Source organism: Allobosea sp. OAE752 (assembly GCF_050433265.1).
Classification (GTDB): Bacteria; Pseudomonadota; Alphaproteobacteria; order Rhizobiales; family Beijerinckiaceae; genus Allobosea; species Allobosea spartocytisi.
In genome coordinates, this window is record NZ_JBNPXO010000002.1 from 688,003 (window position 1) to 711,630 (window position 23,628).

Consider the following 23,628-nt stretch of genomic DNA (forward strand, 5'->3'; position numbering starts at 1 on the left):
GTCCGGTCAGGCAGCGAGCACTTCAGCAAAAGGGTTGTTCACCGCGAGCAGCCGGTCGATCTCCTCGGCGGGAACCGCCCGCGAGAAGAGGAAGCCCTGCAGTTCGTGGCAGCCGATGGCCTGGAGGAAGCGGTGCTGCTCGGCCGTCTCCACGCCCTCGGCGCAGACGCGCAGGCCGAGCGCGCGGCCGAGATGCGCCATCGAATGGACCAGGATCGCGGATTCGCCGGTTTCTTCCATGTATTCGAGGAAGGAGCGGTCGATCTTGATCTTGTCGAAGGCGAAGCGGCGCAGATAGATCAGGCTCGAATAGCCCGTGCCGAAATCGTCGAGAGCAAGTCCGACGCCATGGGCCCTGATGTCCATCATCGCGGTTTCGGCCGCGTCGGCATCCTCGATCAGCACGCCTTCGGTCAGTTCCAGTTCGAGCTGGCCGGGATCGAAATCCGTCTCCCCGATGATGCGGATGACGTTGGCGACGAAGTCCTTGTGGCGGAACTGGATCGGCGAGACGTTGACGGCGAGGCGGACGCCCTTCCAGCGCCTGGCTTCCTGGCAGGCGCGCCGCAGCACCCATTCGCTCAGCGGCACGATGAGCCCGCGCTCCTCGGCGATGGCGATGAACTCCGAAGGCGGGATCATGCCATGCTCCGGATGCGGCCAGCGCACGAGCGCCTCGACGCCGATGATGGTGGAGCCGTCGATCGAGACCTGAGGCTGGTAGTGCAGGGTCAGCTTGTCCTGCTCGATGGCGTTGCGCAGATCGTCCTCGACCATGCGCTTGACCTGGAGCGCGCGGTTCATCTGGGGCTCGAAGAAGGACCAGCGGTTGCGGCCGCTGTTCTTCGCCTCGTAGAGCGCGGTGTCGGCGAGCTTGAGCAGCGTCTCGCGCTTCGCGCCGTCGCGCGGTGCCAGGGCGATGCCGACCGAGCAGCCGATGGTGACCTCGACGCCCATGACGGTGAAGGGGGCGGTGAGAGCGGCCAGGATCCGCTCGCCCAGCGCCGCCGAGCCGGTTGGGGAGGCATGCGCCTGGATGACGCCGAATTCGTCGCCGCCCAGGCGCGCCACCGTATCGCCCGCCCGCACGGTGCCGAGGAGCCGGTTGGCGACCTGGCGGATGAGCTCGTCGCCGGCCGTATGGCCATAAGTGTCGTTGACGGCCTTGAAGCGATCGAGATCGATGAGAAACACCGCAAGCGCCGAGGCGCCGCGGTCGAGCCGGGCGAGTGCCTGGTCGAAGGTCAGGTCGAAGCTGCGCCGGTTGGGCAGCAGCGACAATTCGTCCTGGCCGGCCAGGCGCTGGATCTCCTGCTCGCGTAGCGTGATCTGCACGGCTGCCGCGCGCAGGCGCTGCACTACGAAGACGATGATACCGGAGAAAAGCACGCCGACCGAGATCAGGGCCCAGAGGAAGCGTTCCAGCATGACGTCGCCGGGGCGGTCCGGAGTCCAGGTCAGCCAGGTGCTGACCGATGCGTCCGGTGAGGGAATGGGCAGGCTCGACAGCGCGTCGGAGGGCTGTCGATCGACGAGGCGCATGCCGGCGACGCGGTAGCCATCCGCCAGCTCGGCCAGCATCGTACCGGACAACCGCCGATAGGCGACGAAGGACAGCCGCCCCAGCGACGGCGAGTGAACCGGCGTCGCGATGCGCGACAAGTCGATCACCATCAGCAGGATCGTGTCGCTGCCGTTGCTGGCGATGGTCGACCAGGCCGAGCCGCGATCGGAGGATAGGCTGCCGGCCACGGGCCGGGAGTTTCCTCCGGGAATGAAGCCGCTGAAATGTCGCAGGCCGTCATAGCCGGCCTGGCCGGCGGGCTCGCCCGCTTCGACGCCGGCGAGGACGGTTCCGGATGCCGATGCGATATAGGCTCCGTCGAAATCGGCGAGCTGGCCGCCCAGGCGGCTGAAGGCGTTCTGCAGTCCGGTATGGGGCTCCGGTCCGCGCAGCGTCTCCTGGAAGGCGCCCGCGATGGCCAGCCGTTCCAACCTGAGCTCGCTGGCGCGAATCTGATTGTTGAAGGCGGCTTCGATGCGCTCGCGCTGGCGTTGGGCTTCGAGCCGATTGGCCTCGCGCGTGATCGCGATCACCACGGCCGCACCGACGGCCAGCAGGAGCAGGAACGCGCAGCCCAGCGTCGCGACGGTGCTCGCGAACATGCGCGCGGATGAACCCGCGTTCGTCATCTTCGCGGTGGCAGGTTGCAGCATTGCACGTCCGGCATCGATCCTTCGATGCGAGCTAACCGCGTAAGTATTGACATCCCGTTGCCTTGGCGCCGGGATTTACCGCGAAAATGAGGCCGGCTTGACGAAGGGCCGGAGCCTTTACGGGGAGCTGGGCCCGTAGGGCGGGCGCGGAATCGCCATGTGGGCGGCCCGCAGCGCGGCGGACCAGCGCTCGCGCAGATCGTGGAAATAGGGTTCTCCGGCCTCGATGCGGCGGTTGAGCTCAAGGTCTTCGGCATCGCGGCGCATGACCAGCAGATCGATCGGCAGGCCGACGCCGAGATTGGAGCGCATCGTCGAATCCATCGAGATGAGCCCGACCTTGAGGGCATCGTAGAGATGGGTCTTGAAGGTGACGGCCCGGTCGAGGATCGGCTTGCCGTATTTGTGCTCGCCGATCTGCAGGAAGGGCGCGTCGATGCCGCATTCGATGAAGTTGCCGGCGCCGTAGATCATGAAGAGCCGCATCGGCTGGCCCTTGATCTGCCCGCCGAACAGCATGGACATCTCGAACTTGACGCCGGCCTCGTCGAGCGCCGGCCCGTCGATCTCCCGGACATGGCGGATGCAGCGGCCGACGAGCTGGGCCGCTCGGAACATGGTGGTCGCGTTCCGCAGCGTCTCGATCTCGCCGGTCTCGGGATGGGGCAGTCCCTCGTGCAGGAAGCTGATGACCGATTGCGTGATCGAGAGGTTGCCGGCCGTCGCCAGCCCGAAACTGCGGTCGCCCGGCCAGGAGAAGATGTGGAGCTTGCGGAAGGTCGAGATATCGTCGAGCCCGGCATTGGTGCGGGTGTCGGCGATCATCACCAGCCCGTCCTGCACGAGGATTCCGGCGCAATAGGTCACGGTCGCGGTCCTTCGATCTCTTAAGTCCGTCAATCGCTTGTGGCCTGATCCGACCAAATCGAATCAACGTGGCCGGCTTAAGTTTCGGCCGCCAGCTACGGCTATTGATTGACCTGCCGACTGCCGGCTTCTTGTGCCGTGACGAGAACGTTGAGGTTCTCGCCTCCGCCGCCCTGGCGCGAGCCCCGGACAGGGGCGGCGTCGGCGAAATCCAGCCCTACCGCGACACGCACATGTGTGTCGATGGGGCACAGGCCATTCGCGCTGTCGAAGCCGATCCAGCCATAGCCATCGAGATAGACCTCGGCCCAGGCATGGGCGCCGCTGCCCAGGGGCAGATCGCCCGATCGCGCGACATAGCCGGAGACGTAGCGTGCCGGCTGCCCGAGATGGCGCGCGCAGGCCATGAAGACATGGGCGATATCCTGCGCGATCGCCTCGCCCGCCGCAAAGGCAGCCGGTGCGCCAACGCCGGTGTGTCCGCTGGCGTCGAGGCAGGTCATGCGCTCATGGACCGCGGCCATCAGCGCATGCATCTGCGAAAGCGGCGTGCCGGCGCCGGCGGCGGCTTCGTCGGTGAAGGCGCGCAGCGCATCGTCCTGCGCGGTCAGAAGGGTGTCGCGCCGATAGACGTCGCAAGGGACCCGCTCCAGCCCGCCACGGATGACACCGGCGAGATCGACGGTTTCGATCAGCCCGTCGACCTTGATCCCGAGCGCGGAGATCGGGCCGTCGGCGTAGAAGGTGTGAACGATATTGCCATGCGCATCCTGCGAAGCCCGCAGGCGCCCGTCGATGCTGGGCTCGATCCGCCACGACATGACGTGCTGGCCGTCATGGTCGCGTGGCGTCAGGCGCAGGATCTGCGCGATATGCCGGGCCGGCTCGGCATATTCGTAGCTGATCGTGTGGGAGATCCTGATCCGCATGGGTCTCGGCCGTTCCGGGCGTTTAGACCCTTTCCGCGTTTCCCTGAAGCGCGGAAAGGGTCTATCTCGTTGTTTTATCGCATTTTCTTCACGCGAACCGGTGACCACTTCGCTCGAAAATGCTCTGGATATCTGTCGTTCTACCTGCCGGTTCGCGGCGAGGCGAGCGGGTCACTGCAGGTATTGCTCGACGATCGTATTGCCGAGGCCGTTGTTTTCCGTGATGAAGTCCTCGATGAACTCGTGCAGCCCGTGCTGGAAGATGTTCTCGATGCGCGTGTTGCTGAGGTTCGCCAGAGTCCGGCGCGCCTGGCGCTGGGCCGCGCCCTGCCGGCCATAGGCGTCGCCGAGCGAGTCGAGGAAGCGCGAGATGTTTTCGTAGCAGGCGGCGAGAGAGCGCGGCATGCGCCGGTTCAGAATCAGCAGATCGGCGATGAGCACCGGCTTTACCGCCTCGCGATAGACCCAGTGATAGGCGGTCAGCGCCGAGACCTCGCGCAGCACCGTGGTCCACTGGAAATAGTCGAGCGAGCCGCCGATCTGCTCGTTGGCCGGCAGGAGGACGTGATACTTCACGTCGAGGATGCGGGCGGTGTTGTCGGCGCGCTCGAGATAGACGCCGAGCCGCGAGAACCAGTAGCCGTCGTCGCGCAGCATGGTGCGGTAGGCCGAGCCGTCGAAGACCAGCGAGACATTCTTCACCCAGTCGAGGAAGCGGGCGAATTCCTCGCGGTCCATGCGCTTCTTCTCGAAGCGTTGCAACTCGAGCCAGGCGCCGTTCAGCGCGTCCCACATCTCCGAGGTCAGCGCCGTGCGCACCGCCCGCGCGTTCGAGCGCGCCAAGGCGAGGCAGTTGCGGATCGAGGAGGGGTTGTCGGGGTTGAAGGTCAGGAAGTCGCAGACATTGCGTTCGTTCGCTTCGCTATAGGCCTGGGCGAAGGTGTCCTCGCAGCCGGCGGTCAGGACCGCGCTCTGCCACTCGGTGCCGGCGCCGCCATAGGTCGAAGGCAGGTTGGTGAGACGGGTCGTCGCATCGAGGATGCGGGCGAGGCATTCGGCCCGCTCGACATAGCGGGAAACCCAGTAGAGGCTGTCTGCGGTGCGGGAGAGCATGGTCAGCGAGGGCCTTTCCGCGGCGAGGCAGGCAGCATCCGGAAGGGAGCGTTGAGGCGATCGGGAGAGCGCGTCATGCGTCGAGCACCCAGGTGTCCTTGGTGCCGCCGCCCTGGCTGGAATTGACGACGAGCGAACCTTCCTTCAGCGCGACGCGGGTCAGCCCGCCCGGCACGCAGGAGATGCCGTTGGCGCCGGAGAGCACATAGGGCCGCAGGTCGACATGGCGCGGCGCCACGCCCGAGGCGACGAAGGTGGGGCAGGTCGAGAGCGCCAGCGTCGGCTGGGCGATGAAGCCTTCCGGGCTCGCCTTCAGCTTGCGGCGGAAGGTCTCGATCTGCGCCTTGTTGGCGTGCGGGCCGACGAGCATGCCGTAGCCACCCGAGCCGTTGACCTCCTTGACGACGAGCTTCTCCAGATTGTCGAGCACATAGGCGTTCGCCTCCGGCTCGCGGCAGCGGAAGGTCGGGACGTTCTTCAGGATCGGCTCCTCGCCGGTGAAGAACTTCACGATTTCAGGCATGTAGCTGTAGACCGCCTTGTCGTCGGCGACCCCGGTACCGACGGCGTTGGCCAGCGTGACGTTGCCGGCCTTGTAGGCGCCGATGATGCCGGGCACGCCGAGCACGGAATCGCCGCGGAAGACGAGCGGGTCGATGAAGTCGTCGTCGATGCGCCGGTAGATCACGTCGACACGCTTCGGCCCTTGCGTGGTGCGCATGTAGACCACGTCGTCCTTGACCAGCAGGTCCGAGCCCTCGACCAGCTCGACGCCGAGCTTGTCGGCGAGGAAGGAGTGCTCGTAGAAGGCCGAATTGTACTGGCCGGGCGTCAGCAGGCAGATCGTCGGGTCCGAAGGCGCGCTGCGCGGCGCGACCGAGCGCAGCGTCGCCAGGAGCTGGTCCGGGTAGTTGTCGACGGGGGCGACGCGGTGCATCGCGAAAAGCTCCGGGAAGAGCCTGAGCATCACCTCCCGGTTTTCCATCATGTAGGAGACGCCCGACGGCGTGCGGGCATTGTCCTCGAGCACATAGAATGTGTCTGCGTCGACCCGCACGACGTCGATGCCGGCGATGTGGCAATAGACGCCGTGCGGCACCTTGAAGTCGACCATTTCGAGCTGGTAGCAGGCGTTGCGATAGACCAGATCGGGCGGGATGATGCCGGCCTTCAGGCATTCCTTGGGTCCGTAGACATCGGCCAGGAACATGTTGAGCGCGGTGACGCGCTGGCGCAGCCCCGCTTCCAGCTTCGTCCACTCCGGCTTGGTGAGGACGCGCGGGATGATGTCGAAGGGGATCAGGCGCTCGGTCGATTCCTCGTCGCCATAGACTGCGAAGGTGATGCCGATGCGCCGGAAGAAGAGTTCCGCCTGCGAGCGCCTTAGCGCCAGCGTTTCGGCCGGAGCCTCCTTCAGCCAGCGGTCGAGCGCGTCATAGGCTGGCCTCAACTCCTGCCCCGAGCCGGTCATTTCATCGAACGCAACCATGCGGCCGTCATCCCCATTTTCGTCAGCCTATGCGCATTCGCAGGCGTTCGGGAAGAGGGGGGCAAGCCGGCCAAAGGGGCAAGCATGCCTATTCCTTGGGCAGAAGCGGGCGGGCCGGCTCGGCGAATAGTCTAAGACCCGCCGTTACGGAAGGCGCAGCCGCGATCAGCCGCTCGCCGGAGGATGCCCAACAAGCCACAGGCGCAGCGCTTCGGCGTTGTTGCGGGCCTCGTCCCTGGCGGCATAGAGCAGCGTCACCGGGCCGGCGGCGATCTTCTCGATCAGAATGGCAAGCGCGGCCTGTGCCGAAGCGCTGCCGAGCTCGGCCGCATAGGCCGCGCGGAAGGTTTCCCACTGATCCGGATGACCGTGAAATTCGTGCCGCAAGGCATCGCTCGGCGCGATGTCCTTGAGCCAGAGATCGATCCGCTCCTTCCTCACGCCGCGCGGCCAGAGCCGGTCGACCAGGATGCGAGTACCGTCCTCCGGGGAGGGGGGATCGTAGACGCGCTTGACCGATAATGGCGCCATAGCTGCCTCCGCGCTCAGCCCTCGATCAGCCCCAGGCTGCGGAAGCTCGCATGGCCGTCGCGGCCGACGATGATGTGGTCGTGGATCGCAATGCCGAGTGGCTTGGCGATATCGACCAGCTCGCGCGTCATCCGCATGTCGGCGCCGGAGGGAGTCGGGTCGCCCGAGGGGTGGTTATGGACGAGGATGATGGCCGAGGCCGAGAGCTCCAGCGCGCGGCGCATCACCTCGCGCGGATAGACCGGCGTATGATCGACCGTGCCGGTCTGCTGCACCTCGTCGGCGATCAGCGCGTTCTTCTTGTCGAGGAAGAGGATGCGGAACTGCTCGCGCTCGGCGAAGGCCATCGCCATGCGGCAATAGTCGAGGACGGAGGACCAGGAGGACAGGACCGTGCGCTTGGCGACGGCGCCCTTGGCCATGCGCTTCAGCGCGGCTTCGACGATCTTGAGATCGAGCGCCACGCCTTCGCCCACGCCCTTCACCTCGGTCAGGCGGGAGGCCGGCGCGGCGAGCACCTCGGCGAAGGAGCCGAAGCGCTGGACCAGCTCCTTGGCGAGCGGCTTGACGTCCCGCTGCGGGATCGAGCGGAAGAGCAAGAGCTCGAGCAATTCGTAATCAGGCAGCGCATCGGCGCCGGCCTCCTGGAAGCGGGCACGCAGGCGGTCGCGATGGCCGTGATAATGCGGGGTCGGCGGCGAGGCGGCAGCTTCGGCAAAGGCAGCAGGCGCGGGCGCCTTGCGTGATCCCTTGCCGATGCCGACGCTCATTTCGGGGCGAGCGGATTGTCGAGGCCGGCCGGCGAGAGCGTGAAGATCTCGCAACCCGTTTCGGTGACGCCGATCTGATGCTCGAACTGGGCGGAGAGCGAGCGGTCGCGCGTCACCGCCGTCCAGCCATCGGACAGCACCTTCACGCCCGGCTTTCCGAGATTGATCATCGGCTCGATGGTGAAGACCATGCCGGGCTTGAGCTCGATGCCTTCGCCCGGGCTGCCATAGTGCAGGATGTTCGGAGCGTCGTGAAAGAGCTGGCCGATGCCGTGGCCGCAGAAGTCGCGGACGACCGAGCAGCGCTCGCCCTCGGCATAGCGCTGGATGGCGAAGCCGATATCGCCGGTGGTGGCGCCGGCACGCACCGCCTTGATGCCGCGCAGCAGGCTTTCATAGGTGATCTCGACCAGCCTTTCGGCCTTTCGCGAGATCTCGCCGACGCCGTACATGCGGCTGGAATCGCCGTGCCAGCCATCGACGATCAGCGTGTAGTCGATATTGAGGACGTCGCCCTCGCGCAGCGGCTTGTCGTCGGGGATGCCGTGGCAGACGACATGGTTGATCGAGGTGCAGATCGACTTGGTGTAGCCGCGATAGAACAAGGTCGCCGGATAGGCGCCGTTGTCCATGGCGAACTGGAAAGCGAGATCGTCGAGGCGCTGCGTCGTGACGCCGGGCTTGACGTAGGCGCCGAGCATGTCGAGCCCGGCCGCCGTCAGCCGGCCGGCCTTGTGCATGGCGGCGAAGGCCTCGGGGCCGTGGATCTTGATGACGGGCTCGCGCGAACGCGAACGGCCGATGGTGTCTTCGAATGTCATTGCGCGCGGAGAACTCCTTGATCCCATATCTATTGCGTTTGCCGGCGGAGGCAAGCCGGAAGCGGCATTCGCGCTCCCGAATGGCTGGTGTTGCGCCGCCGCACGGTGTATCAGGCTGCCGCAATGGCCATGATCGAACCCAGCACGGCGGAAGAGCAGCCCTTCGGCGCCTTCGCACCGAAACCCTTCGTAGCGCGCATCATTTCCCGGACACGCGCTGCCCCGGATAATTTTTTCGGCCGGAAGAGCGCCTATGCGCTGCGCAGCATCGGCTTGCGCGCACTCGAGGGTGCGCCGGTCGACATCGAGGCGCTCGGCGCCAAGATGAGGCTCCATCCGAACGGCAATATCTGCGAGAAGCGGGTGCTGTTCACGCCGCAATATTTCGATCCGATCGAGCTGGAGATGCTGGCCTCGCGCCTGCGCGACGGCTTCACCTTCATCGATGTGGGCGCGAATATCGGCGCCTATTCGCTCTTCGTCGCCGCCCGCGCCGGGCGCAGCGCCCGCGTCCTGGCGGTCGAGCCGCAGCCGGACGTGTTCGCCCGCCTCGCCTATAACATCGCACAGAACCCGTTCGGCACGGTGAAGGCGGTGGCCTGCGCGCTGGCCGACAAGCCCGGCGAGCTGACACTGTTCATCGACCCGGCCAATCGCGGCGAATCGAGCGTACGCATTCTCAACTCGACCACGGCCAGTCCCGTGAAGGTGCCGGCGACGACGCTGCTCGCGCTCGTCGAAAGCGAGCATTACGAGCGCATCGATGCGATCAAGCTCGATGTGGAAGGGGCGGAGGATCTGATCCTCGAGCCCTTCCTGCGCGATGCGCCGCCCTCGCTCTGGCCCGGTTTCATCATCATCGAGGATTCGCGCCTGCGCTGGCAGAGCGACCTGGCCGGGCTGCTGAAGCGCAGCGGCTACCGGCTGCTCCGGCAGACCCGCATGAACATGCTGTTCGAGCGCGATCCGACCTGAGCACGCAGGGCCGGCATGGCCGGCGCGCAATCGGGGATGCTTGAGCAAAGCCTCGCGACGCCCTAGCTCTTGACCCTCAGGTCAGGAGCCGCGCCATGTCCGCAAGCCAAAGCAGCCAGCCGCCCGTCATCGTGACGGCGGCGATCCTCGTCATCGGCGACGAAATCCTGTCCGGGCGGACGAAGGACAAAAACATCGGCTATATCGCCGAGTACCTGACCAATATCGGCATCGAGCTGCGCGAGGTCAGGGTGGTGCCGGACGTCACCGACGAAATCGTGGCGGCGCTGAACGCGCTGCGCGTCCGCTACACCTATGTCTTCACGACCGGCGGCATCGGCCCGACCCATGACGACATCACCGCCGATGCGGTGGCGGCGGCCTTCGGCGTCTCGATCGACTACGATCCGCGGGCGGTCGCGATGATGCGCGAGCGCTTCGCCGCCGAGGATCTGAATGAGGCGCGGATGCGGATGACGCGCATCCCGGCCGGTGCGGAGCTGATCGCCAATTCGGTCTCGAAGGCGCCGGGCTTCAATATCGGCAATGTCTATGTGATGGCCGGCGTGCCCGCGATCATGCAGGCGATGCTCGACGTCGTCGCGCCGACGCTCACGACCGGCACGAAGATCCTCTCCGATACGGTTCAGGCCGGCCTGCGCGAGGGCGATATCGGCGGGCCGCTGGCGGAGGTCGCGAAGGCGCATCCCGACGTCTCGATCGGCTCCTATCCGTTCTGGTCCGAAACGGGGCCGGACACCAACATTGTGGTGAGGTCGCGTGATGCGGAGAAACTCCAGGTTGCAATGGCGGAGGTGAAAAAGATGATCCGCGAATACGGGCAGCGTGCTCGCTAAGGTTGTTGCGGTGTATACAACTTATGCGGGCATATATGCTGTGCCGGCTACTTGATCGTCCTGACGTAATGCGAATTTGAGCTTTTGCGGCTCTCGAATAGAAGTGATTATACTTATTCTTTCATTCTGTAGTACATGTCGACGTTATTTGGGGAAGATCATTCTCTTTTAAAGTATTCGTAAACCGTTTTATGTGATGACTATACCGCGGCTGGAGCGAATTCAGGCCGCGCCCGTGGCTGCGACCTGCTGCGGGCATTTTCCTTGACTTTCATCGTGACGACGGCCCGCGAACCGGAAGGCGTAGCGGCCTGTCCGGGGGGTATGGATGTCGCTCTTTTCCGGTCTTCTATCGAATCGCCGCATGGCGGAGCAGATCGCCGCAATCAATCGTTCGCAGGCGGTGATCGAGTTCGACCTCGACGGCAAGGTGCTCGATGCCAACGAAAACTTCCTCAGCGTGATGGGATATTCGCTGGCCGAGGTGAAGGGGCAGCATCACAGCCTGTTCGTGACGCCGGACGAGCGCGGCAGCGCGGCCTATAAGCAGTTCTGGGCTGATCTCGGCCGTGGCGAATTCTCGCGCGGGCAGTATCTGCGCGTCGGCAAGAGCGGCAAGGAGGTCTGGATCCAGGCGAGCTACAATCCGATCATGGGGTCAGGCGGCAAGCCGGTCGGCGTGATCAAATACGCCTATGACGTCACCGAGCAGAAGAACCTGCTTGCGGATCTCGAAGGCCAGCGCGCCGCGATCGACAAGGCGCAAGCCGTGATCGCGTTCGATCTCACAGGCAAGATCCTGCACGCCAACGAGAACTTCCTGACCGTTCTGGGCTATGCGCTGCCGGAGATCGCCGGGCAGCATCACCGCATGTTCGTCGATCCGACCGAGCGGGAATCGAGCGCGTACAAGGCGTTCTGGGAACGCCTCGGCCGCGGCGAGTACGATGCCGGCCAGTACCGGCGCATCGGCAAGGGCGGCAAGGAGGTCTGGATCCAGGCGAGCTACAACCCGATCCTCGACGCGCAGGGGCGCCCCTACAAGGTCGTGAAATTCGCCACCGACATCACCGCCACCTTCAAGGGCAAGCAACTCGAGGCAGCGGTGCAGGAAACCTCAGAGACGATCGCCCGCGCGAAGGCGAAAGATCTGACCGGCCGGGTGCCGCTCGAAGGCAAGAGCGGCGAGGTCGCGACCCTTTGCGCGGGCGTCAACGACCTGCTGGACACGCTTGCCGAGGTCATCGGCTCGGTGCGCGACATTTCCGTGCGGATCGACGGCGCATCGCTCAAGATCACCTCGGACAGCCAGCAGCTCGCGGAACGCACCGAGGCCAATGCCGCGAGCCTCCAGGAGACGGCGGCGACGACCGAGGAGCTCGCGGCTTCCGTCAAGCACAGCGCCGGCAACTCGAAAATGGCCGTGCAGCTCGGCAACGAGGCGAGCGATGTCGCTGCGCGCGGCGGCGCGATCGTGACCGAGGCGGTCGATGCGATGGGGCGGATCGAGAAGGCGTCCTCCGGAATCTCGGAAATCATCTCGATGATCGACGAGATCGCCTTCCAGACCAACCTGCTCGCGCTCAATGCGGCGGTTGAGGCCGCCCGTGCGGGCGATGCCGGGCGGGGCTTCGCCGTGGTGGCGACGGAGGTACGGGCGCTCGCTGCGCGCTGCAGCGAATCCGCCAACGGCGTCAAGGCTTTGATCGCGAATTCTGCGCAACAGATTCAAGCCGGTGTCGGGCTGGTCAAGGATGCCGGGGCGACGCTGCGCGAGATCGTCGATGCGGCCTCCAAGGTGGCGAGCACGGTCAACGAGATCTCGCAGGCGACGGTCGAACAGGCCAACGGCATCGACGAGATGGCCCGCACCGTCGCCCATATGGACGAGATGACCCAGCAGAATTCACTGCTGGCCGACCAGAGCGCGAAGGTCGCGCGCGACCTCCAGCAGGAGACGGAGGCGCTGAGCACGATGGTCTCGGCCTTCAAGCTCGACGGCCAGCGTCGGCAGTCCGGTCCGCACCTCGTCCATTCGGCAGCGCCTGTCGCGGTGAATGCGCGGCCGGCCGTGGTTCCCGCCAGACGCCTTGCCGCGGGCGGCGGCGCCGATGGCTGGGCGGAGTTCTGAAGCCGGCGAGGGCGCCCATAGCGGGCGCCATTGGGGATCGCCGCCGCCGGCCTCTTGCCAGCGGCGGCGCAATAGGGTTTTCGGTCTGCAGCAGGGCGCGTCTGGCGCCGCGATCAGCCCGGAGCGCTCCGCCATGGCCGAACCGACCTCGAACAAGGCCTTCCCGGTTTCCTGGGACCAGTTCCACCGCGATGCGCGCGCGCTCGCCTGGCGGCTGGCCGACAAGGGACCCTTCGAGGCGATGGTCTGCATCACGCGCGGCGGGCTGGTGCCGGCGGCGATCATCTGCCGCGAGCTGGGGCTTCGGCTGATCGATACGGTCTGCGTCGCGAGCTACCACGACTACAAGAACCAGTCCGAGCTCAAGGTCCTCAAGGACGTCGCGCCGAACATCAAGGCGATCGGCGACGGCAAGGGCAAGGGCGTGCTCGTCGTCGACGACCTGACCGATACCGGCAAGACGGCGCGCGTGGTGCGCGAGATGCTGCCCAACGCGCATTTCGCCACGGTCTACGCCAAGCCCGCCGGCGTGCCGACGGTCGATACCTTCGTCACCGAGGTCAGCCAGGATACCTGGATCTACTTTCCCTGGGACATGGCCCTCACCTATGTCGAGCCGATCGCCAAGGGCCATAAGGGCTGAGCCGGGCCAATCCGCTCAGGCGATGGCGCGCCGGATGAGTTCCGGGCCAGGGCCGTATTCGTGCTGGCGGCGGCGGTGGAAGGCGACGAACTCCCCGGCCGGGAGAGGCTTGGAGAACAGCCAGCCCTGACCGAACCGCACGCCGCGCTCGCGCAGATAGGCGAGCTGCTCCTCGGTTTCGATGCCTTCCGCGACGATGTGGAGGTCGAGCGTCTTCGCCATGTCAATGATGTGGCCGATCACCGGGCTCGTCGCCGCGTTCCGGCCGATGGTCTCGACGAAGGCCTTGTCGATCTTCAGCGCGTCGAGCGGCAGGCGCTGCAGATATTGCAGGCTGGAATAGCCGGTGCCGAAATCGTCGATGGCGACGGAGTGGCCGAGCCTGCGGGCCTCGATGATCGTCGCGCGGGCGGCCTCGACATCGATGAAGCCGCGCTCGGTCGCTTCGAGCCAGAGCTGCTCGGTCCGGATTCCCGTATCGGCGATGGCTTGTTGAATGAAGGCCAGGACGCGTCCGCTGACGAGATCCTCCGCGCTCAGATTGAGTGCGATATGCAGCGAGCGATCGGCGACGAGGACGGAGGCGAGGTCGCGGATCACCGCCTCCACCATCTGGTTGGTGAGCGCGCCGATCAGCCCGTTCTCCTCGGCGAGCGGGATGAAGAAATCGGGCCGGACCGCCGTCCCGTCCGGCCGGCGCCAGCGGGCGAGAGCCTCGGCGCCGACACAGATGCCGGTCTCGATGTCGATGATCGGCTGGTAATGCGCCACGAACTCGCGATTCCGGAGGGCGAGCTCGAGCTCCCCGAGCGGCGAGAGGCGTCGGCGTGCGAGCCAGGTGATCAGGGCCACGAGGCTGGCGGCCATCAGGCCGGCGACCGGCAGCAGCAGCCAGCGCTCCTCGCTCAGCGTCTGCGCGATCCGCTCCCGCGAGGAGATGGCGATCGCGATCCAATCCTTGGAGCGGGCGGCGGCGAAGATGTGGTCGTCGTCGATGCCACTGCGGGGCTGCTTCAACAGCGAGTTCACGAGGTGGCCGTCGGGGTCGCCGTGTGCCGCGACCAAGACGCCGCCCTCGCTTGCAATCACGAGCTGGGTGTCGGTGTCGGTCGCGACATCGGCCAGCAGGGAGGGATCGACCAGGATGTTGTGGTCGCGAAAATGCAGCGCCATCATTGGCTTGACGTGTGACACGATGGGCTGCACCCGCACCGTGACTGCAATCCCGTCGGCCGTCTCATAGTCGACGGGCGCGCGGGTGACCGTCGTCGCGACCTGGCCCCAGGAGGAACAGACGAGCCGGCCGTCCTTGAAGTAGCCGATCTCGTTGATCGCGGTGTTGTTCATCACGATCTCGCGCATCAGCGCGATATGCTGTGTGGAGCAGGGGACAATCTCCGCCTTGGTCAAGGCGAGGAGCGCATCGCGCACTTCGTCGTAAAGGAGCTGGGCTCGCGAGCTTCCTTGCTCGGCGAAGGCCCGCAGGTTTCGCTCCTCGCGACGCAGGGCGCTGACCCAGGAAACATGCAGCATCAGCACGATGGGCAGAATCACCGCGACGGCGGCGAGAACAGCCGCCAGCACAATGATGTGAACGCGCTTTCGACCCATGCAGCCTGTCGGTGGGCGCCTGCGTCAGTCAGGCCTGCCCGCCAGCATGGCGCCTATCCGATAAATATTTGGTTTCGCAGGTGAATCGATTTCGGTGTGAGGGCCGGTTTTCGGGGCCGCATGACGATGCCTCCGAGCCGAGATCTCGATGCCGTCAATTCGCCGATGGCGAGCGGAACGCCAGCACCATCCCGGCGATGACGACCGCCATGCCGGCGATCTCGGTCGGCGAGGGGTATTCGGCGAGAAGCAGTGCGCTGCAGGCCGCGGTCACCACCGGCACCAGCGGCAGGAAGAGCGTGGCCTTCGCCGCTCCCAACATCGCGACGGTGCGGGCGTAGAGATAGAGCGCGACGACCCCGACCAGCACGCCCTGGTAGAGAGCCTGCAGGAGCACCTCGGCGAGCGGAACCTGCGCCATATGGACCGGCAGCGCGAGGGCGACGAGGCCGAGCAGCGGCAATGCCAGCACGCAGGACGCCACCGTGACCTCGACCGAGCTCGCGCCCCAGCGCCGCGCCAGCAGGCCGAAGACCGACCACATCGCGGCGATCAGGACGAAGAGCAGGTCGCCGATCCAGGCATCGGGCCGGGAGGGCGTCGCCATCAGCGCGTCGCGCGAGAAGATCGCGATGCCGAGGACGATGGTGCAGAGACCGGCGAGCCGCATCCGCCCGGCGCGCTCGCCGGTCACCAGGAAGACCAGCAGCGCTGTGAAGACGGGGATCAGTCCTGGCGAGATGATCGACGAGTGCAGGGCCGGCGCAAAATGGGCGCCGCCGACAAGGATCAGGCTGTAGAGCGGCCCGATGAGCAGCGCCATGAACCAGGCCCGCTTCCAGCCGAGCGACCCGACGGGAAAGGGGCGGATCCGCGTCGCCGCCCAGGGAATCAGCACGGCGGAGGCCGAGACGAAACGCAGGATGGTGACATCGGCCGGCGACAGGCCGGTCAGCATCGCATGGCGCGAAACCACGGACTGGACGCCCCAGATCAACGCTGTCGCGAGCCCGCACAGAATGCCGAACCACCGTGTGTGGGAACTCATGATGCGCTTCTGTCGAGGGGGCTAAAGGCAAAGGGTGCCGGCGGGCTATGCCTTTGGGTCCGTGCCGTGGCAATGGCGTTTCACGCAGCCCGTCCCGGCGTTCCGGCGATGGCGGTTTCGCCTGCTTCAGCCCGGAAGGGGGCGGGAGACGAGTGGCAGCAGCCGCGCATCCTCGACCGCGGCCGTGCGGTGGCCGATGCCGGCGAGATAGGCCGCGTTGCCGGCGAAGGCGATGAAATCCGCAACCGATCTCTGCCGGACCAGCATGGCGCGATCCCACCGTTCGCCCTGCGGGCCGATGAGGAAGGGGCCGCCCTCGGCCAGGAACAGCAGCGAGCCGCCGCTCGCTTCCAGATAAGGCCGCGTATGCGCGACGTAGCGGTCGAAGGCTTCCGCGCCGCTGATCGGCCGTTCGGGGGCGAGATCCGGGTGGGCCGCATAATCGGCAACGCTGCGCAGGCGCAGCAGGTTCAGCATCACCACTTCGCCGGCGATGCTGCGGGCGACGAGATCGCGCCCGGCTTCCCAACTCGGTTCGAGATAGGTCTGCATCGTCTCAGCCCTGGGTGAAGGCGTCGGCCGCGAGCCTTGCGGCATAGGCGCGGATATCCGCCGGCCAGTTCTGGCTCTGGTCGGCGAAACCTGCGGCATCTCCGGCGAAGAGGGCGCGCGACGCCTCCTCGAAACCCTCGCGGTTCCCGGCCATGGCGGAGATGAAAGCGTAAGCCGCTTCCTGCGCCTGCCTCGCCCGGCTGCGGCCGCCATCGTTGCGGCGGGCATCCTCGACGAGGCGGCGCAGGGCCTGCGAGGCGCCGCCCGGCTGGGCCGAGAGCCACTCCCAATGGCGGGGCAGCAAGGTCACCTCGCGGGCGACGACGCCGAGCTTCGGCCGGCCGCGGCCACGCTCCGCCGGTGCGGCTCCGGGCTGGTCGGCGGGGCCGGTGGGAGCGGCCAGTCGCGCCGCGATTTCTGCTGCCGTGCCGCGCAGGTCGAGATCGACCACGCGGCCGGTCGCGTCGTCGAAGACGAGGATCGACGCTGCCGGCGCGGCTTCGAGCGTGGCCTTCACGGCGAGCGCGACATCGGCAAGCGGGCCGCTGCCGAGATGGGCGTCGTCCCGGAAAGCGGTGCAGGTTCGGGCAGCGAGATCGGACATGTCGGAGGCTCCTGGCGTTGCGGCCTTCTAGCGACATATCCGATTTCTGACAATATGACCCGGGTAAAATTAATCGAGCGAGGCGGGCTTGCCCTCCCAGGCAAGGGATGCTGCAATGCAGCAACGAAGGCGCGGCGTCGGTTCCGAAGCCTTGGCGGGAGGCGATTTACCGTGATCCAACCGGTTGAAACGGCGCCGATTCCCGCCATCGACATCGCCGCGCTTGCTGACGACCTTCAGGACAAGATCGAACAGGCACGGCTCGCCTCGCGCGACGACCCGTTCGGCAATCCCGTGCTGCGCGTCACGCTCTGGCTGACGCGCCTGATGGATTCGGGCGAGCTCACGACGGCGGCGGCCGGCGAGTTGGTGCGCCTGCTCGGGCGCCGGGCGCTGCGGCAGCGGGCGGGGCGCCTCGCGCGCTATGTCGGGTTGGAGCGGGACGAGACGGCGGCTTTCGCTGCACTGGCCCGGCAGCAGGCCGAAGCGGCGGGCAGTTTCTCGGCCTTCCGTGCGGCGGTGGAGCGGCCTCGTTTCGGGGCCGTCTTTACCGCGCATCCGACCTTCGGCATGACGCGCCGGCTGGCGCATGCGCTGGCCGATCTCGCCTCCGGCCATGCTGCCGCGACTGCGGTCATCGAGGAGCCGCAGCTCAGCTTCCGTCCCGACGGGCGCATCACCTTGCAGGACGAGTTCGAGCAGGCGCGCTTCGCCGTCCGGCATGCACGCGACGCGATCGACCGGCTCAACGCCGCCTTCCTGGACGAGGCGCGGCAGCGTTGGCCGCAGGACTGGACGCGGCTCGCGCCGCGGCCGGTCATCCTGGCCTCCTGGGTCGGCTGCGATACGGACGGGCGCACCGATATCGGCTGGTGGGACACGCTGCGCTACCGGCTGGAATCGAAGGACGGGCAGTTCGCCCGCATCCTCGAAAAGCTGCCCGAAGAACCCGCGACCGCGGCGTTGCGCAAGCTGGTCGACGATGCGTGCGCGGCCGTCGGGAGGCAGCTTGCGCTGGCGCCGCCGATCGGCACGCAGCCATCGCTGGAAGCGTTGCAGGCCTTCGCGCTGGCGCTCGTCCATGAGCGTGAGACGGCCTTGCCGGACTCGTCACGCCTGCTCGCGGCGCTCGACGAGGCGCTGGGTCTGGCCTCCGATGCGACGAAGCGCGTGCTGGCGCTGGTCCGGGCCGGCGTCGTCGCGCATGGCGTCTCGATCGCGCTGCCGCATTTCCGGCTCAACGCCTCGCAGCTCCATAATGCCCTGCGCGGCGTCATCCCCTCCGATGGCGAACCGGCGGAGCCGGCCGAGCGGCGGGCCTTCCTCGCCGCCGCCAATGCGGAGCTCGGCAAGGTCGAGCCGGTCGCCGTCGATTTCGGAGCGCTCGCGGCCGAGCGCGCCTCGGCCGCGCGGATGATGATGACGATCGCCCAGATCGTGAAGCATGTGGACGGCTCGCGGCCGGTGCGCTTCCTCATCGCCGAGACGGAAACCGGCTACACGCTGCTCTGCGCGCTGTGGCTGGCGAGCCGCTTCGGCATCGCCGACAAGGTCGAGATCTCGCCGCTGTTCGAGACCTCGGACGCGCTGGAGCAGGGGCCGCGCATCATCGACGAGGCGCTGCGCAGCCCGCATTTCCGCGACTATCTCAAGAGCCACGGCCGGCTCTGCATCCAGTTCGGCTATTCCGATTCCGGCCGCTATATCGGGCAGGTCGCCTCGACCTTCTGGGTCGAGCGTTTGCGCATTCGCATCTGCGAATTGCTCGCCCGCTACGAGCTCACCGACATCGAGCTCGTGATCTTCGACACGCATGGCGAGTCGGTCGGGCGCGGCGCCCATGCCGACAGCCTCGCCGACCGGCTGGCCTATCTCGACCCGCCCTTCGCCCGGCAGGCTTTCGCCAAGGCCGGCATCGCCACGGTGCGCGAGACCAGCTTCCAGGGCAGCGACGGCTATCTGCTGTTCGGCACGCCACAGCTCGCGGGCGCGACGGTCGGCCGGATCGCGGAAGCGGTGTTCGTGGCCCCCGAGGCCGCCGACGACCCGATCTATGACGAGCCCGACTTCGCCAGCGAGTTCTTCCAGACCGTGCGGGAGGAGATGAACGCGCTGGTCGACGATCCCGGCTATGCCGCGCTGATCGGCACCTTCGGTCCCTCGCTGCTCGACAAGACCGGCTCGCGCCCGGCGGCGCGGCAGACCGAAGGGGCGGGGCCCGCGCGCATCCGGCATCCGCGCGAATTGCGCGCCATTCCCAACAACGCCATCCTCCAGCAGCTCGGCTGGATGGCGAACAGCCTGCACGGCATCGGCCATGGCGCGGCGCGCGCACCCGACATCTTCCGCGCCATGCGCGAGCAATCCGATCGCTTCGACCGCGCCTACAGGCTCGCCGCCCATGCGATGGGCCATAGCGACCTCGACGTGCTCAGGGCCTATCTCGACTCGCTCGACCCCGGCAGCTGGTTCGACCGGGCACGGCGAACGACGCGGGACGGGCGCCGCGAGGAACTGCTCGTCGTCGCCGAGGCACTGTCGCGGCTGGAACTCGCGCCCATGCTGCGGCGGCTGTTCTGGCGGCTCTCCGCCGATGCGCTGAAGCTCAGGGCCACGGCCGACGACGTGCCGCGCATGCCGGTGCGGCTCGCGGCGCTGCATGCGCTGAGGCTCGCGGCGATGCATCGCATCTGGCTGGCCGCAGCGCATATTCCCGATTTCCGGCCCCATGCCGGGCTGACGCGGGAGGCGTTGTTCGAGCGGCTGCTCAGGCTCGACGTGCCGGCCTCGCTCGCGCTGCTCGCCGAGATCTTCCCGCGCGATCCCGATCCGACCATCGGGCTCGATTTCGGCGAGCCGCCGGGGCCGCGCGAGGGCGGCACCTATGAGGCGCTGCATCGCGACGTGCTGACGCCGATGCTGGAGCTCTTCGCGCTGATCCGCGAGATTTCCGGCGCGATCCAGCACGAGATCGGGGCGTTCGGGTAATCCTGGACTTCCATCCCGCGGGTCATCCCGGGCGACCGAAGGGAGGCGCGGGATCCATGCCTGAGCCTCCGACGGCGATGCTCAGGCATGGATCCCGGATCGGCGCCGCTCACGCGGCTTGTCCGGGATGACCGGCGTAAAGGCCGATTCTGTCGCATGGTTCGCCAGCCAAGCGTTGCAACGCGCTCCGATGCCACTACGTTGACGGCTGAGGGAAACGCCGACCGGGAGACGAGCCAGACATGGCCGCCACCACCTTCGACGCCGCCGGCGCGCGGATCACGATCTTTCGCGCGCTGCTCCAGGCCGTCGTGCGGCACGGCAAGAATCGCGTCGCGCTGGAGGATCCGGAGCGCCAGCCGATCACCTATGGCAGGCTCGTGCTGGGGGCGCTCGTGCTCGGCCGCAAGCTCGCGGCCCTGACGGGCGAACGCGAGACTGTCGGCGTGCTGCTGCCGAACATGCAGGGCATGGCGGTGACGCTGTTCGCGCTCCTCGCCTATGGCCGGGTGCCGGCGATGCTGAACTTCACCGCGGGCGTGAAGAACCTGCGCGCGGCGGGCGAGCTGGCGCAGCTCAAGACCATCGTCACCTCGCGCCGCTTCGTCGAAAGGGGCGAGCTCGACAACGAGATCGCCGCGCTCGGGGAGGGCAGGCGGGTGATCTATCTCGAAGATATCCGCAAGCAGGTGACCAGCCTCGACAAGGCCTGGGGGGCGCTGCAGAGCCTCGCGCCGGGGCTGGTGCACAAGCGCTACGAGGCGGCGCCGGACGATCCGGCGGTGATTCTCTTCACCTCCGGCACGGAGGGGACGCCGAAGGGCGTGGTGTTGAGCCATGCCAATCTCGTCTCGAACGCCCGGCAGGTCTTCTCCCATGCCGCAGGGGCGATCTCGGAGCGGGACGTCTTCATGAACCCTCTGCCGGCCTTCCATTCCTTCGGGCTGACGGCGGGAATGCTGGTGCCGCTGCTGCACGGCATGAAGGTTGTGCTCTATCCGAGCCCGCTGCACTACAAGCAGGTGCCGAAGCTGATCGGCGACATGAAGGCGACCTTCCTCCTCGCCACCGACACGTTCCTGCAAGGATACGCGCGCGCTGCGGACAAGGACGACCTGATGAGCGTCCGTTTCGTCGTCGCGGGGGCCGAGCGGGTCAAGCCCGAGACGAAGCGGATGTGGGAGCCCTATGGCACCACCATCCTCGAAGGCTATGGCTGCACCGAGTGCTCGCCCGTGCTCGCGGTGAACACGCCGCAGGCGATCCGCGAGGGCAGGGTCGGCCAGCTCCTGCCCGGCATCGAGGCAAAGCTGGAGCCCGTCGAGGGCATTCATGAGGGCGGCCGCCTCACCGTGCGCGGGCCGAATGTCATGGCGGGTTATCTCGATCCGCAGCAGCCGGGCAAGGTCGTGCCGCCGGAGGGGGGCTGGCACGACACCGGCGACATCGTCGTGATCGAGGACGGTTTCGTCGCGATTCGCGGCCGGGCCAAGCGCTTCGCCAAGCTCGGCGGCGAGATGGTCTCGCTGGCGGCGGTCGAAACGATGGTGGCCAAGCTCTGGCCGGACCAGAATCACGTCGTCGTCGGCCTGCCCGATCCGCGCAAGGGCGAACAGCTCATCCTCGTCACCGAGAAGGCCGATGCCGACCGCGCGGCCTTGCAGGAGGCGGCGAAACAGCAAGGCTTCCCCGAGCTCTGGGTGCCGCGCGCCATCCTGGTGACGCAGGCGATTCCCGTGCTCGGCAACGGCAAGATCGACTACGGCGCGACGCGGGAACTGGCCGCTTCGCGCCGGGCGCTGCTGTGAAATTGCCGGTTGAAATGCCTTCCGACGATGACCTTAGGCACTCTTAAGCCACAATCGTAACTATGTTGCGCCGCATGATGATCCCGGCCACTGCCCTCGCCGCCCTGCGCATCGCCACGCTCGCCCCGGCGCTCTCGCTGGCGAGCCCTTCCGATCTGGCGGCGCAGTCGCCGGGCGCGACCTATATCCGGCGCGACGAATGCATCGAGGCGGGCAAGCTGACGGCGGAGCAATGCGAATTCGCCTACCGCAACGCGCGGGCCGAGTTCCTGCAGAAGGCGCCGCGCTATGCCTCGCGCGCCGCCTGCGAGCGCGCCCATAAGCGCTGCGGCGCGCAGATGATCTCGGCGGGCGGCTGGGAATCCTTCGGCAAGGGTGGCGCGACCTATGTGCCGCGCTTCATCGGCGTGCGGGTGACGGGCGAGGGGGCGGCCAGGCGCGCCTTGCCGGTGGTGGAGGGGGCAACCGTGATCGCCTTCGCCGGACGGCCGATTTCCGAGTTGCAGGACAAGGTCGCGGGGCAGCGCGGCGTGGTCGGGCTCGTCAGCAATGTCGGGCGCGGGGCGCACCGGCATACCGGGCAATCCTCCGGGACCAGCGCCAAGAGCGGCGACCGCGACGACACGGTGCGCGTGCCGATGAAGGAAGAGTCGATCGGGGCCGATGTGCCACCCGGCCTCTATGTCGATCCCGATGGCGTCGAATGGTACAAGCCGGCGCGTCCGCACTGATCACGCGGATAGCGATGGCAACCGGCGCAAAGGCTGGTGCGGACGGCGGGGATCGAACCCGCATAGCCAAAGGCTGAGAGATTTTAAGTCTCTTGCGTCTACCAGTTTCGCCACGTCCGCGCGGTTCGAGCGGTAGCGGGCCGGCGCTCGCGATGCAAGCGTAGTGCGGCCACCTCAGCGCTTGCGGAAGATCACGCTGAGATTGTTCGCCGGCATCTCTACGATCTCGGGCGCGCCGAAGCCGCTGGCCTGTGCGAGCGCGGCCACCTCACCGAGATCGCGCAGCCCCCATCCCGGATTGCGGCTGCGCAGGCTCTCGTCGAAAGCGAGGTTGCCGGGCTCCAAGTCCCGGCCCGGGCGCCGGAACGGACCGTAGAGGCAAAGCGGCGCTCCGCCGGCAAGCAGGGCTCCGGCATGGCGGAACAGCCCTTCGGTCGCCTTCCAGGGCGCGATATGGATCATGTTGATGCAGAGGATCGCGGCCGGCTCGAGCGCGGGCCAGGCATCGCCGCTCGCGTCGATCTCGATCGGCGGCAGGATGTTGGCGAGGCCGCTTTCTGCGCTCCATGCGGCGATGCTGGCGCGCGCATCCGGGCTCGGATCGCTCGGCTGGAAGGTCAAAGACGGCAATGCCTGCGCGAAATGCAGCGCATGCTCTCCCGAGCCGCTGGCGATTTCGAGGACGAGGCCGTTCGCGGGGAGGACGTCCCGCAGCACGGCCAGGATCGCGTCGCGGTTGCGCTGGGCGGATGGCGCGCGCAGCCGCGCATCGCCTTCCGGGCGGGCGGCTTCGGCGGGATTCCAGAAGCTCGGCTTGGCGGTTGTCATGAGGCGGCCGCGATTCTCAGGGCACCCCCATCGCGTTGGAGGCGCAATACGCTATAAGGGGGCCGGAAGCTGGCCGCCAGATGTCGCGGCTTTGCAGGTCGCAGGCTGGTTTTGT

20 protein-coding genes and 1 tRNA gene are annotated in these 23,628 nt (G+C 67.1%); 7 read left to right on the forward strand and 14 right to left on the reverse strand.

Annotation, left to right across the window (positions count from 1 at the left end; all coding sequences use genetic code 11):
* Nucleotides 1-6: 6 nt before the first annotated feature.
* The 8 genes from GGC47_RS08220 to map form a co-directional block, all read right to left on the reverse strand.
* A complete protein-coding gene (locus tag GGC47_RS08220) occupies nucleotides 7-2,166 on the reverse strand; it encodes a putative bifunctional diguanylate cyclase/phosphodiesterase (RefSeq protein ID WP_429067624.1) in 2,160 nt (719 codons plus the stop codon).
* Nucleotides 2,167-2,334: 168 nt separating this feature from the next.
* Nucleotides 2,335-3,084 carry a proteasome-type protease gene (locus GGC47_RS08225; protein ID WP_112764549.1) on the reverse strand — a complete coding sequence of 250 codons (750 nt, stop codon included), beginning with the start codon at nucleotides 3,082-3,084 and terminating at the stop codon, nucleotides 2,335-2,337.
* 101 nt (nucleotides 3,085-3,185) lie between these two features.
* Nucleotides 3,186-4,013: a transglutaminase family protein gene (locus tag GGC47_RS08230; RefSeq protein WP_142022516.1), complete on the reverse strand. Its 828-nt coding sequence runs from the start codon at nucleotides 4,011-4,013 to the stop codon at nucleotides 3,186-3,188.
* 171 nt (nucleotides 4,014-4,184) lie between these two features.
* Nucleotides 4,185-5,126 carry an alpha-E domain-containing protein gene (locus GGC47_RS08235; RefSeq protein ID WP_038358495.1) on the reverse strand — a complete coding sequence of 314 codons (942 nt, stop codon included), beginning with the start codon at nucleotides 5,124-5,126 and terminating at the stop codon, nucleotides 4,185-4,187.
* A 73-nt stretch (nucleotides 5,127-5,199) separates the two neighbouring features.
* Entirely contained in the window at nucleotides 5,200-6,615 is a 1,416-nt protein-coding gene (locus GGC47_RS08240; RefSeq protein WP_038358494.1) for a circularly permuted type 2 ATP-grasp protein, read from the reverse strand.
* Between the two features lie 165 nt (nucleotides 6,616-6,780).
* On the reverse strand, nucleotides 6,781-7,146 hold the full coding sequence (locus GGC47_RS08245; RefSeq protein WP_142022517.1) for a DUF488 domain-containing protein: 366 nt from the start codon (nucleotides 7,144-7,146) through the stop codon (nucleotides 6,781-6,783).
* 14 nt (nucleotides 7,147-7,160) lie between these two features.
* Nucleotides 7,161-7,916, reverse strand: a complete 756-nt coding sequence (gene radC, locus GGC47_RS08250) for a RadC family protein (protein WP_112764552.1) — start codon at nucleotides 7,914-7,916, stop codon at nucleotides 7,161-7,163.
* Nucleotides 7,913-8,737, reverse strand: coding sequence for a type I methionyl aminopeptidase (gene map / locus GGC47_RS08255; protein ID WP_038358488.1), 825 nt, complete (start codon nucleotides 8,735-8,737; stop codon nucleotides 7,913-7,915). The genes radC and map overlap by 4 nt, the downstream gene beginning before the upstream one ends.
* A 129-nt stretch (nucleotides 8,738-8,866) precedes the next feature.
* Here map and GGC47_RS08260 point away from each other — a divergent pair, with 129 nt between their 5' ends.
* The 4 genes from GGC47_RS08260 (at nucleotide 8,867) to gpt (ending at nucleotide 13,343) form a co-directional block, all read left to right on the forward strand.
* On the forward strand, nucleotides 8,867-9,712 hold the full coding sequence (locus GGC47_RS08260; protein ID WP_185747990.1) for an FkbM family methyltransferase: 846 nt from the start codon (nucleotides 8,867-8,869) through the stop codon (nucleotides 9,710-9,712).
* 95 nt (nucleotides 9,713-9,807) lie between these two features.
* A complete protein-coding gene (locus tag GGC47_RS08265; RefSeq protein ID WP_038358487.1) occupies nucleotides 9,808-10,569 on the forward strand; it encodes a competence/damage-inducible protein A in 762 nt (253 codons plus the stop codon).
* A 364-nt stretch (nucleotides 10,570-10,933) separates the two neighbouring features.
* The gene (locus GGC47_RS08270; RefSeq protein WP_185747991.1) at nucleotides 10,934-12,700 is read left to right on the forward strand and encodes a methyl-accepting chemotaxis protein; all 1,767 of its coding nucleotides are present in this window, start codon (nucleotides 10,934-10,936) and stop codon (nucleotides 12,698-12,700) included.
* 133 nt (nucleotides 12,701-12,833) lie between these two features.
* Nucleotides 12,834-13,343, forward strand: a complete 510-nt coding sequence (gene gpt, locus GGC47_RS08275; RefSeq protein ID WP_038358485.1) for a xanthine phosphoribosyltransferase — start codon at nucleotides 12,834-12,836, stop codon at nucleotides 13,341-13,343.
* 15 nt (nucleotides 13,344-13,358) lie between these two features.
* Here gpt and GGC47_RS08280 read toward each other — a convergent pair whose 3' ends face one another.
* The 4 genes from GGC47_RS08280 to GGC47_RS08295 all read right to left on the reverse strand — a co-directional run bounded on the left by GGC47_RS08280 (nucleotide 13,359) and on the right by GGC47_RS08295 (nucleotide 17,158).
* Nucleotides 13,359-14,954, reverse strand: a complete 1,596-nt coding sequence (locus GGC47_RS08280) for an EAL domain-containing protein (RefSeq protein WP_142022520.1) — start codon at nucleotides 14,952-14,954, stop codon at nucleotides 13,359-13,361.
* A 154-nt stretch (nucleotides 14,955-15,108) separates the two neighbouring features.
* Nucleotides 15,109-16,002, reverse strand: a complete 894-nt coding sequence (locus tag GGC47_RS08285; RefSeq protein ID WP_142022521.1) for a DMT family transporter — start codon at nucleotides 16,000-16,002, stop codon at nucleotides 15,109-15,111.
* A gap of 126 nt (nucleotides 16,003-16,128) precedes the next feature.
* Nucleotides 16,129-16,554 (reverse strand): DUF1330 domain-containing protein, encoded by a 426-nt coding sequence (locus GGC47_RS08290; protein ID WP_142022522.1) that lies wholly within the window; start codon nucleotides 16,552-16,554, stop codon nucleotides 16,129-16,131.
* A gap of 4 nt (nucleotides 16,555-16,558) precedes the next feature.
* Nucleotides 16,559-17,158: a DUF2239 family protein gene (locus GGC47_RS08295; protein ID WP_142022523.1), complete on the reverse strand. Its 600-nt coding sequence runs from the start codon at nucleotides 17,156-17,158 to the stop codon at nucleotides 16,559-16,561.
* Between the two features lie 171 nt (nucleotides 17,159-17,329).
* Between GGC47_RS08295 and GGC47_RS08300 the strand changes: the two genes are divergently transcribed.
* The 3 genes from GGC47_RS08300 (at nucleotide 17,330) to GGC47_RS08310 (ending at nucleotide 22,685) form a co-directional block, all read left to right on the forward strand.
* Complete coding sequence (locus GGC47_RS08300) at nucleotides 17,330-20,146, forward strand: phosphoenolpyruvate carboxylase (protein ID WP_429067636.1); 2,817 nt, start codon at nucleotides 17,330-17,332, stop codon at nucleotides 20,144-20,146.
* A gap of 242 nt (nucleotides 20,147-20,388) precedes the next feature.
* The gene (locus tag GGC47_RS08305; protein WP_142022525.1) at nucleotides 20,389-21,954 is read left to right on the forward strand and encodes an AMP-binding protein; all 1,566 of its coding nucleotides are present in this window, start codon (nucleotides 20,389-20,391) and stop codon (nucleotides 21,952-21,954) included.
* Nucleotides 21,955-22,028: 74 nt separating this feature from the next.
* Nucleotides 22,029-22,685 (forward strand): DUF1190 domain-containing protein, encoded by a 657-nt coding sequence (locus GGC47_RS08310; protein WP_248311080.1) that lies wholly within the window; start codon nucleotides 22,029-22,031, stop codon nucleotides 22,683-22,685.
* Between the two features lie 34 nt (nucleotides 22,686-22,719).
* Here GGC47_RS08310 and GGC47_RS08315 read toward each other — a convergent pair.
* Nucleotides 22,720-22,805 (reverse strand) — tRNA-Leu (locus GGC47_RS08315).
* Nucleotides 22,806-22,859: 54 nt separating this feature from the next.
* Complete coding sequence (locus GGC47_RS08320; protein ID WP_142022526.1) at nucleotides 22,860-23,513, reverse strand: DUF938 domain-containing protein; 654 nt, start codon at nucleotides 23,511-23,513, stop codon at nucleotides 22,860-22,862.
* Nucleotides 23,514-23,628: the final 115 nt, after the last annotated feature.

Bases quoted from the DNA above. Each gene is read 5' to 3' on its own strand.
- GGC47_RS08290 (WP_142022522.1), bottom strand. From the start codon at position 16,554: ATGCAGACCTATCTCGAACCGAGTTGGGAAGCCGGGCGCGATCTCGTC.
- GGC47_RS08235 (WP_038358495.1), bottom strand. From the start codon at position 5,126: ATGCTCTCCCGCACCGCAGACAGCCTCTACTGGGTTTCCCGCTATGTC.
- GGC47_RS08270 (WP_185747991.1), top strand. From the start codon at position 10,934: ATGGCGGAGCAGATCGCCGCAATCAATCGTTCGCAGGCGGTGATCGAG.
- radC (WP_112764552.1), bottom strand. From the start codon at position 7,916: ATGAGCGTCGGCATCGGCAAGGGATCACGCAAGGCGCCCGCGCCTGCT.
- GGC47_RS08245 (WP_142022517.1), bottom strand. From the start codon at position 7,146: ATGGCGCCATTATCGGTCAAGCGCGTCTACGATCCCCCCTCCCCGGAG.
- GGC47_RS08220 (WP_429067624.1), bottom strand. From the start codon at position 2,166: ATGTTCGCGAGCACCGTCGCGACGCTGGGCTGCGCGTTCCTGCTCCTG.
- GGC47_RS08310 (WP_248311080.1), top strand. From the start codon at position 22,029: ATGATGATCCCGGCCACTGCCCTCGCCGCCCTGCGCATCGCCACGCTC.
- gpt (WP_038358485.1), top strand. From the start codon at position 12,834: ATGGCCGAACCGACCTCGAACAAGGCCTTCCCGGTTTCCTGGGACCAG.
- GGC47_RS08260 (WP_185747990.1), top strand. From the start codon at position 8,867: ATGATCGAACCCAGCACGGCGGAAGAGCAGCCCTTCGGCGCCTTCGCA.
- GGC47_RS08320 (WP_142022526.1), bottom strand. From the start codon at position 23,513: ATGACAACCGCCAAGCCGAGCTTCTGGAATCCCGCCGAAGCCGCCCGC.
- GGC47_RS08285 (WP_142022521.1), bottom strand. From the start codon at position 16,002: ATGAGTTCCCACACACGGTGGTTCGGCATTCTGTGCGGGCTCGCGACA.
- GGC47_RS08280 (WP_142022520.1), bottom strand. From the start codon at position 14,954: ATGGGTCGAAAGCGCGTTCACATCATTGTGCTGGCGGCTGTTCTCGCC.
- GGC47_RS08295 (WP_142022523.1), bottom strand. From the start codon at position 17,158: ATGTCCGATCTCGCTGCCCGAACCTGCACCGCTTTCCGGGACGACGCC.
- GGC47_RS08240 (WP_038358494.1), bottom strand. From the start codon at position 6,615: ATGGTTGCGTTCGATGAAATGACCGGCTCGGGGCAGGAGTTGAGGCCA.
- GGC47_RS08265 (WP_038358487.1), top strand. From the start codon at position 9,808: ATGTCCGCAAGCCAAAGCAGCCAGCCGCCCGTCATCGTGACGGCGGCG.
- GGC47_RS08305 (WP_142022525.1), top strand. From the start codon at position 20,389: ATGGCCGCCACCACCTTCGACGCCGCCGGCGCGCGGATCACGATCTTT.
- map (WP_038358488.1), bottom strand. From the start codon at position 8,737: ATGACATTCGAAGACACCATCGGCCGTTCGCGTTCGCGCGAGCCCGTC.
- GGC47_RS08230 (WP_142022516.1), bottom strand. From the start codon at position 4,013: ATGCGGATCAGGATCTCCCACACGATCAGCTACGAATATGCCGAGCCG.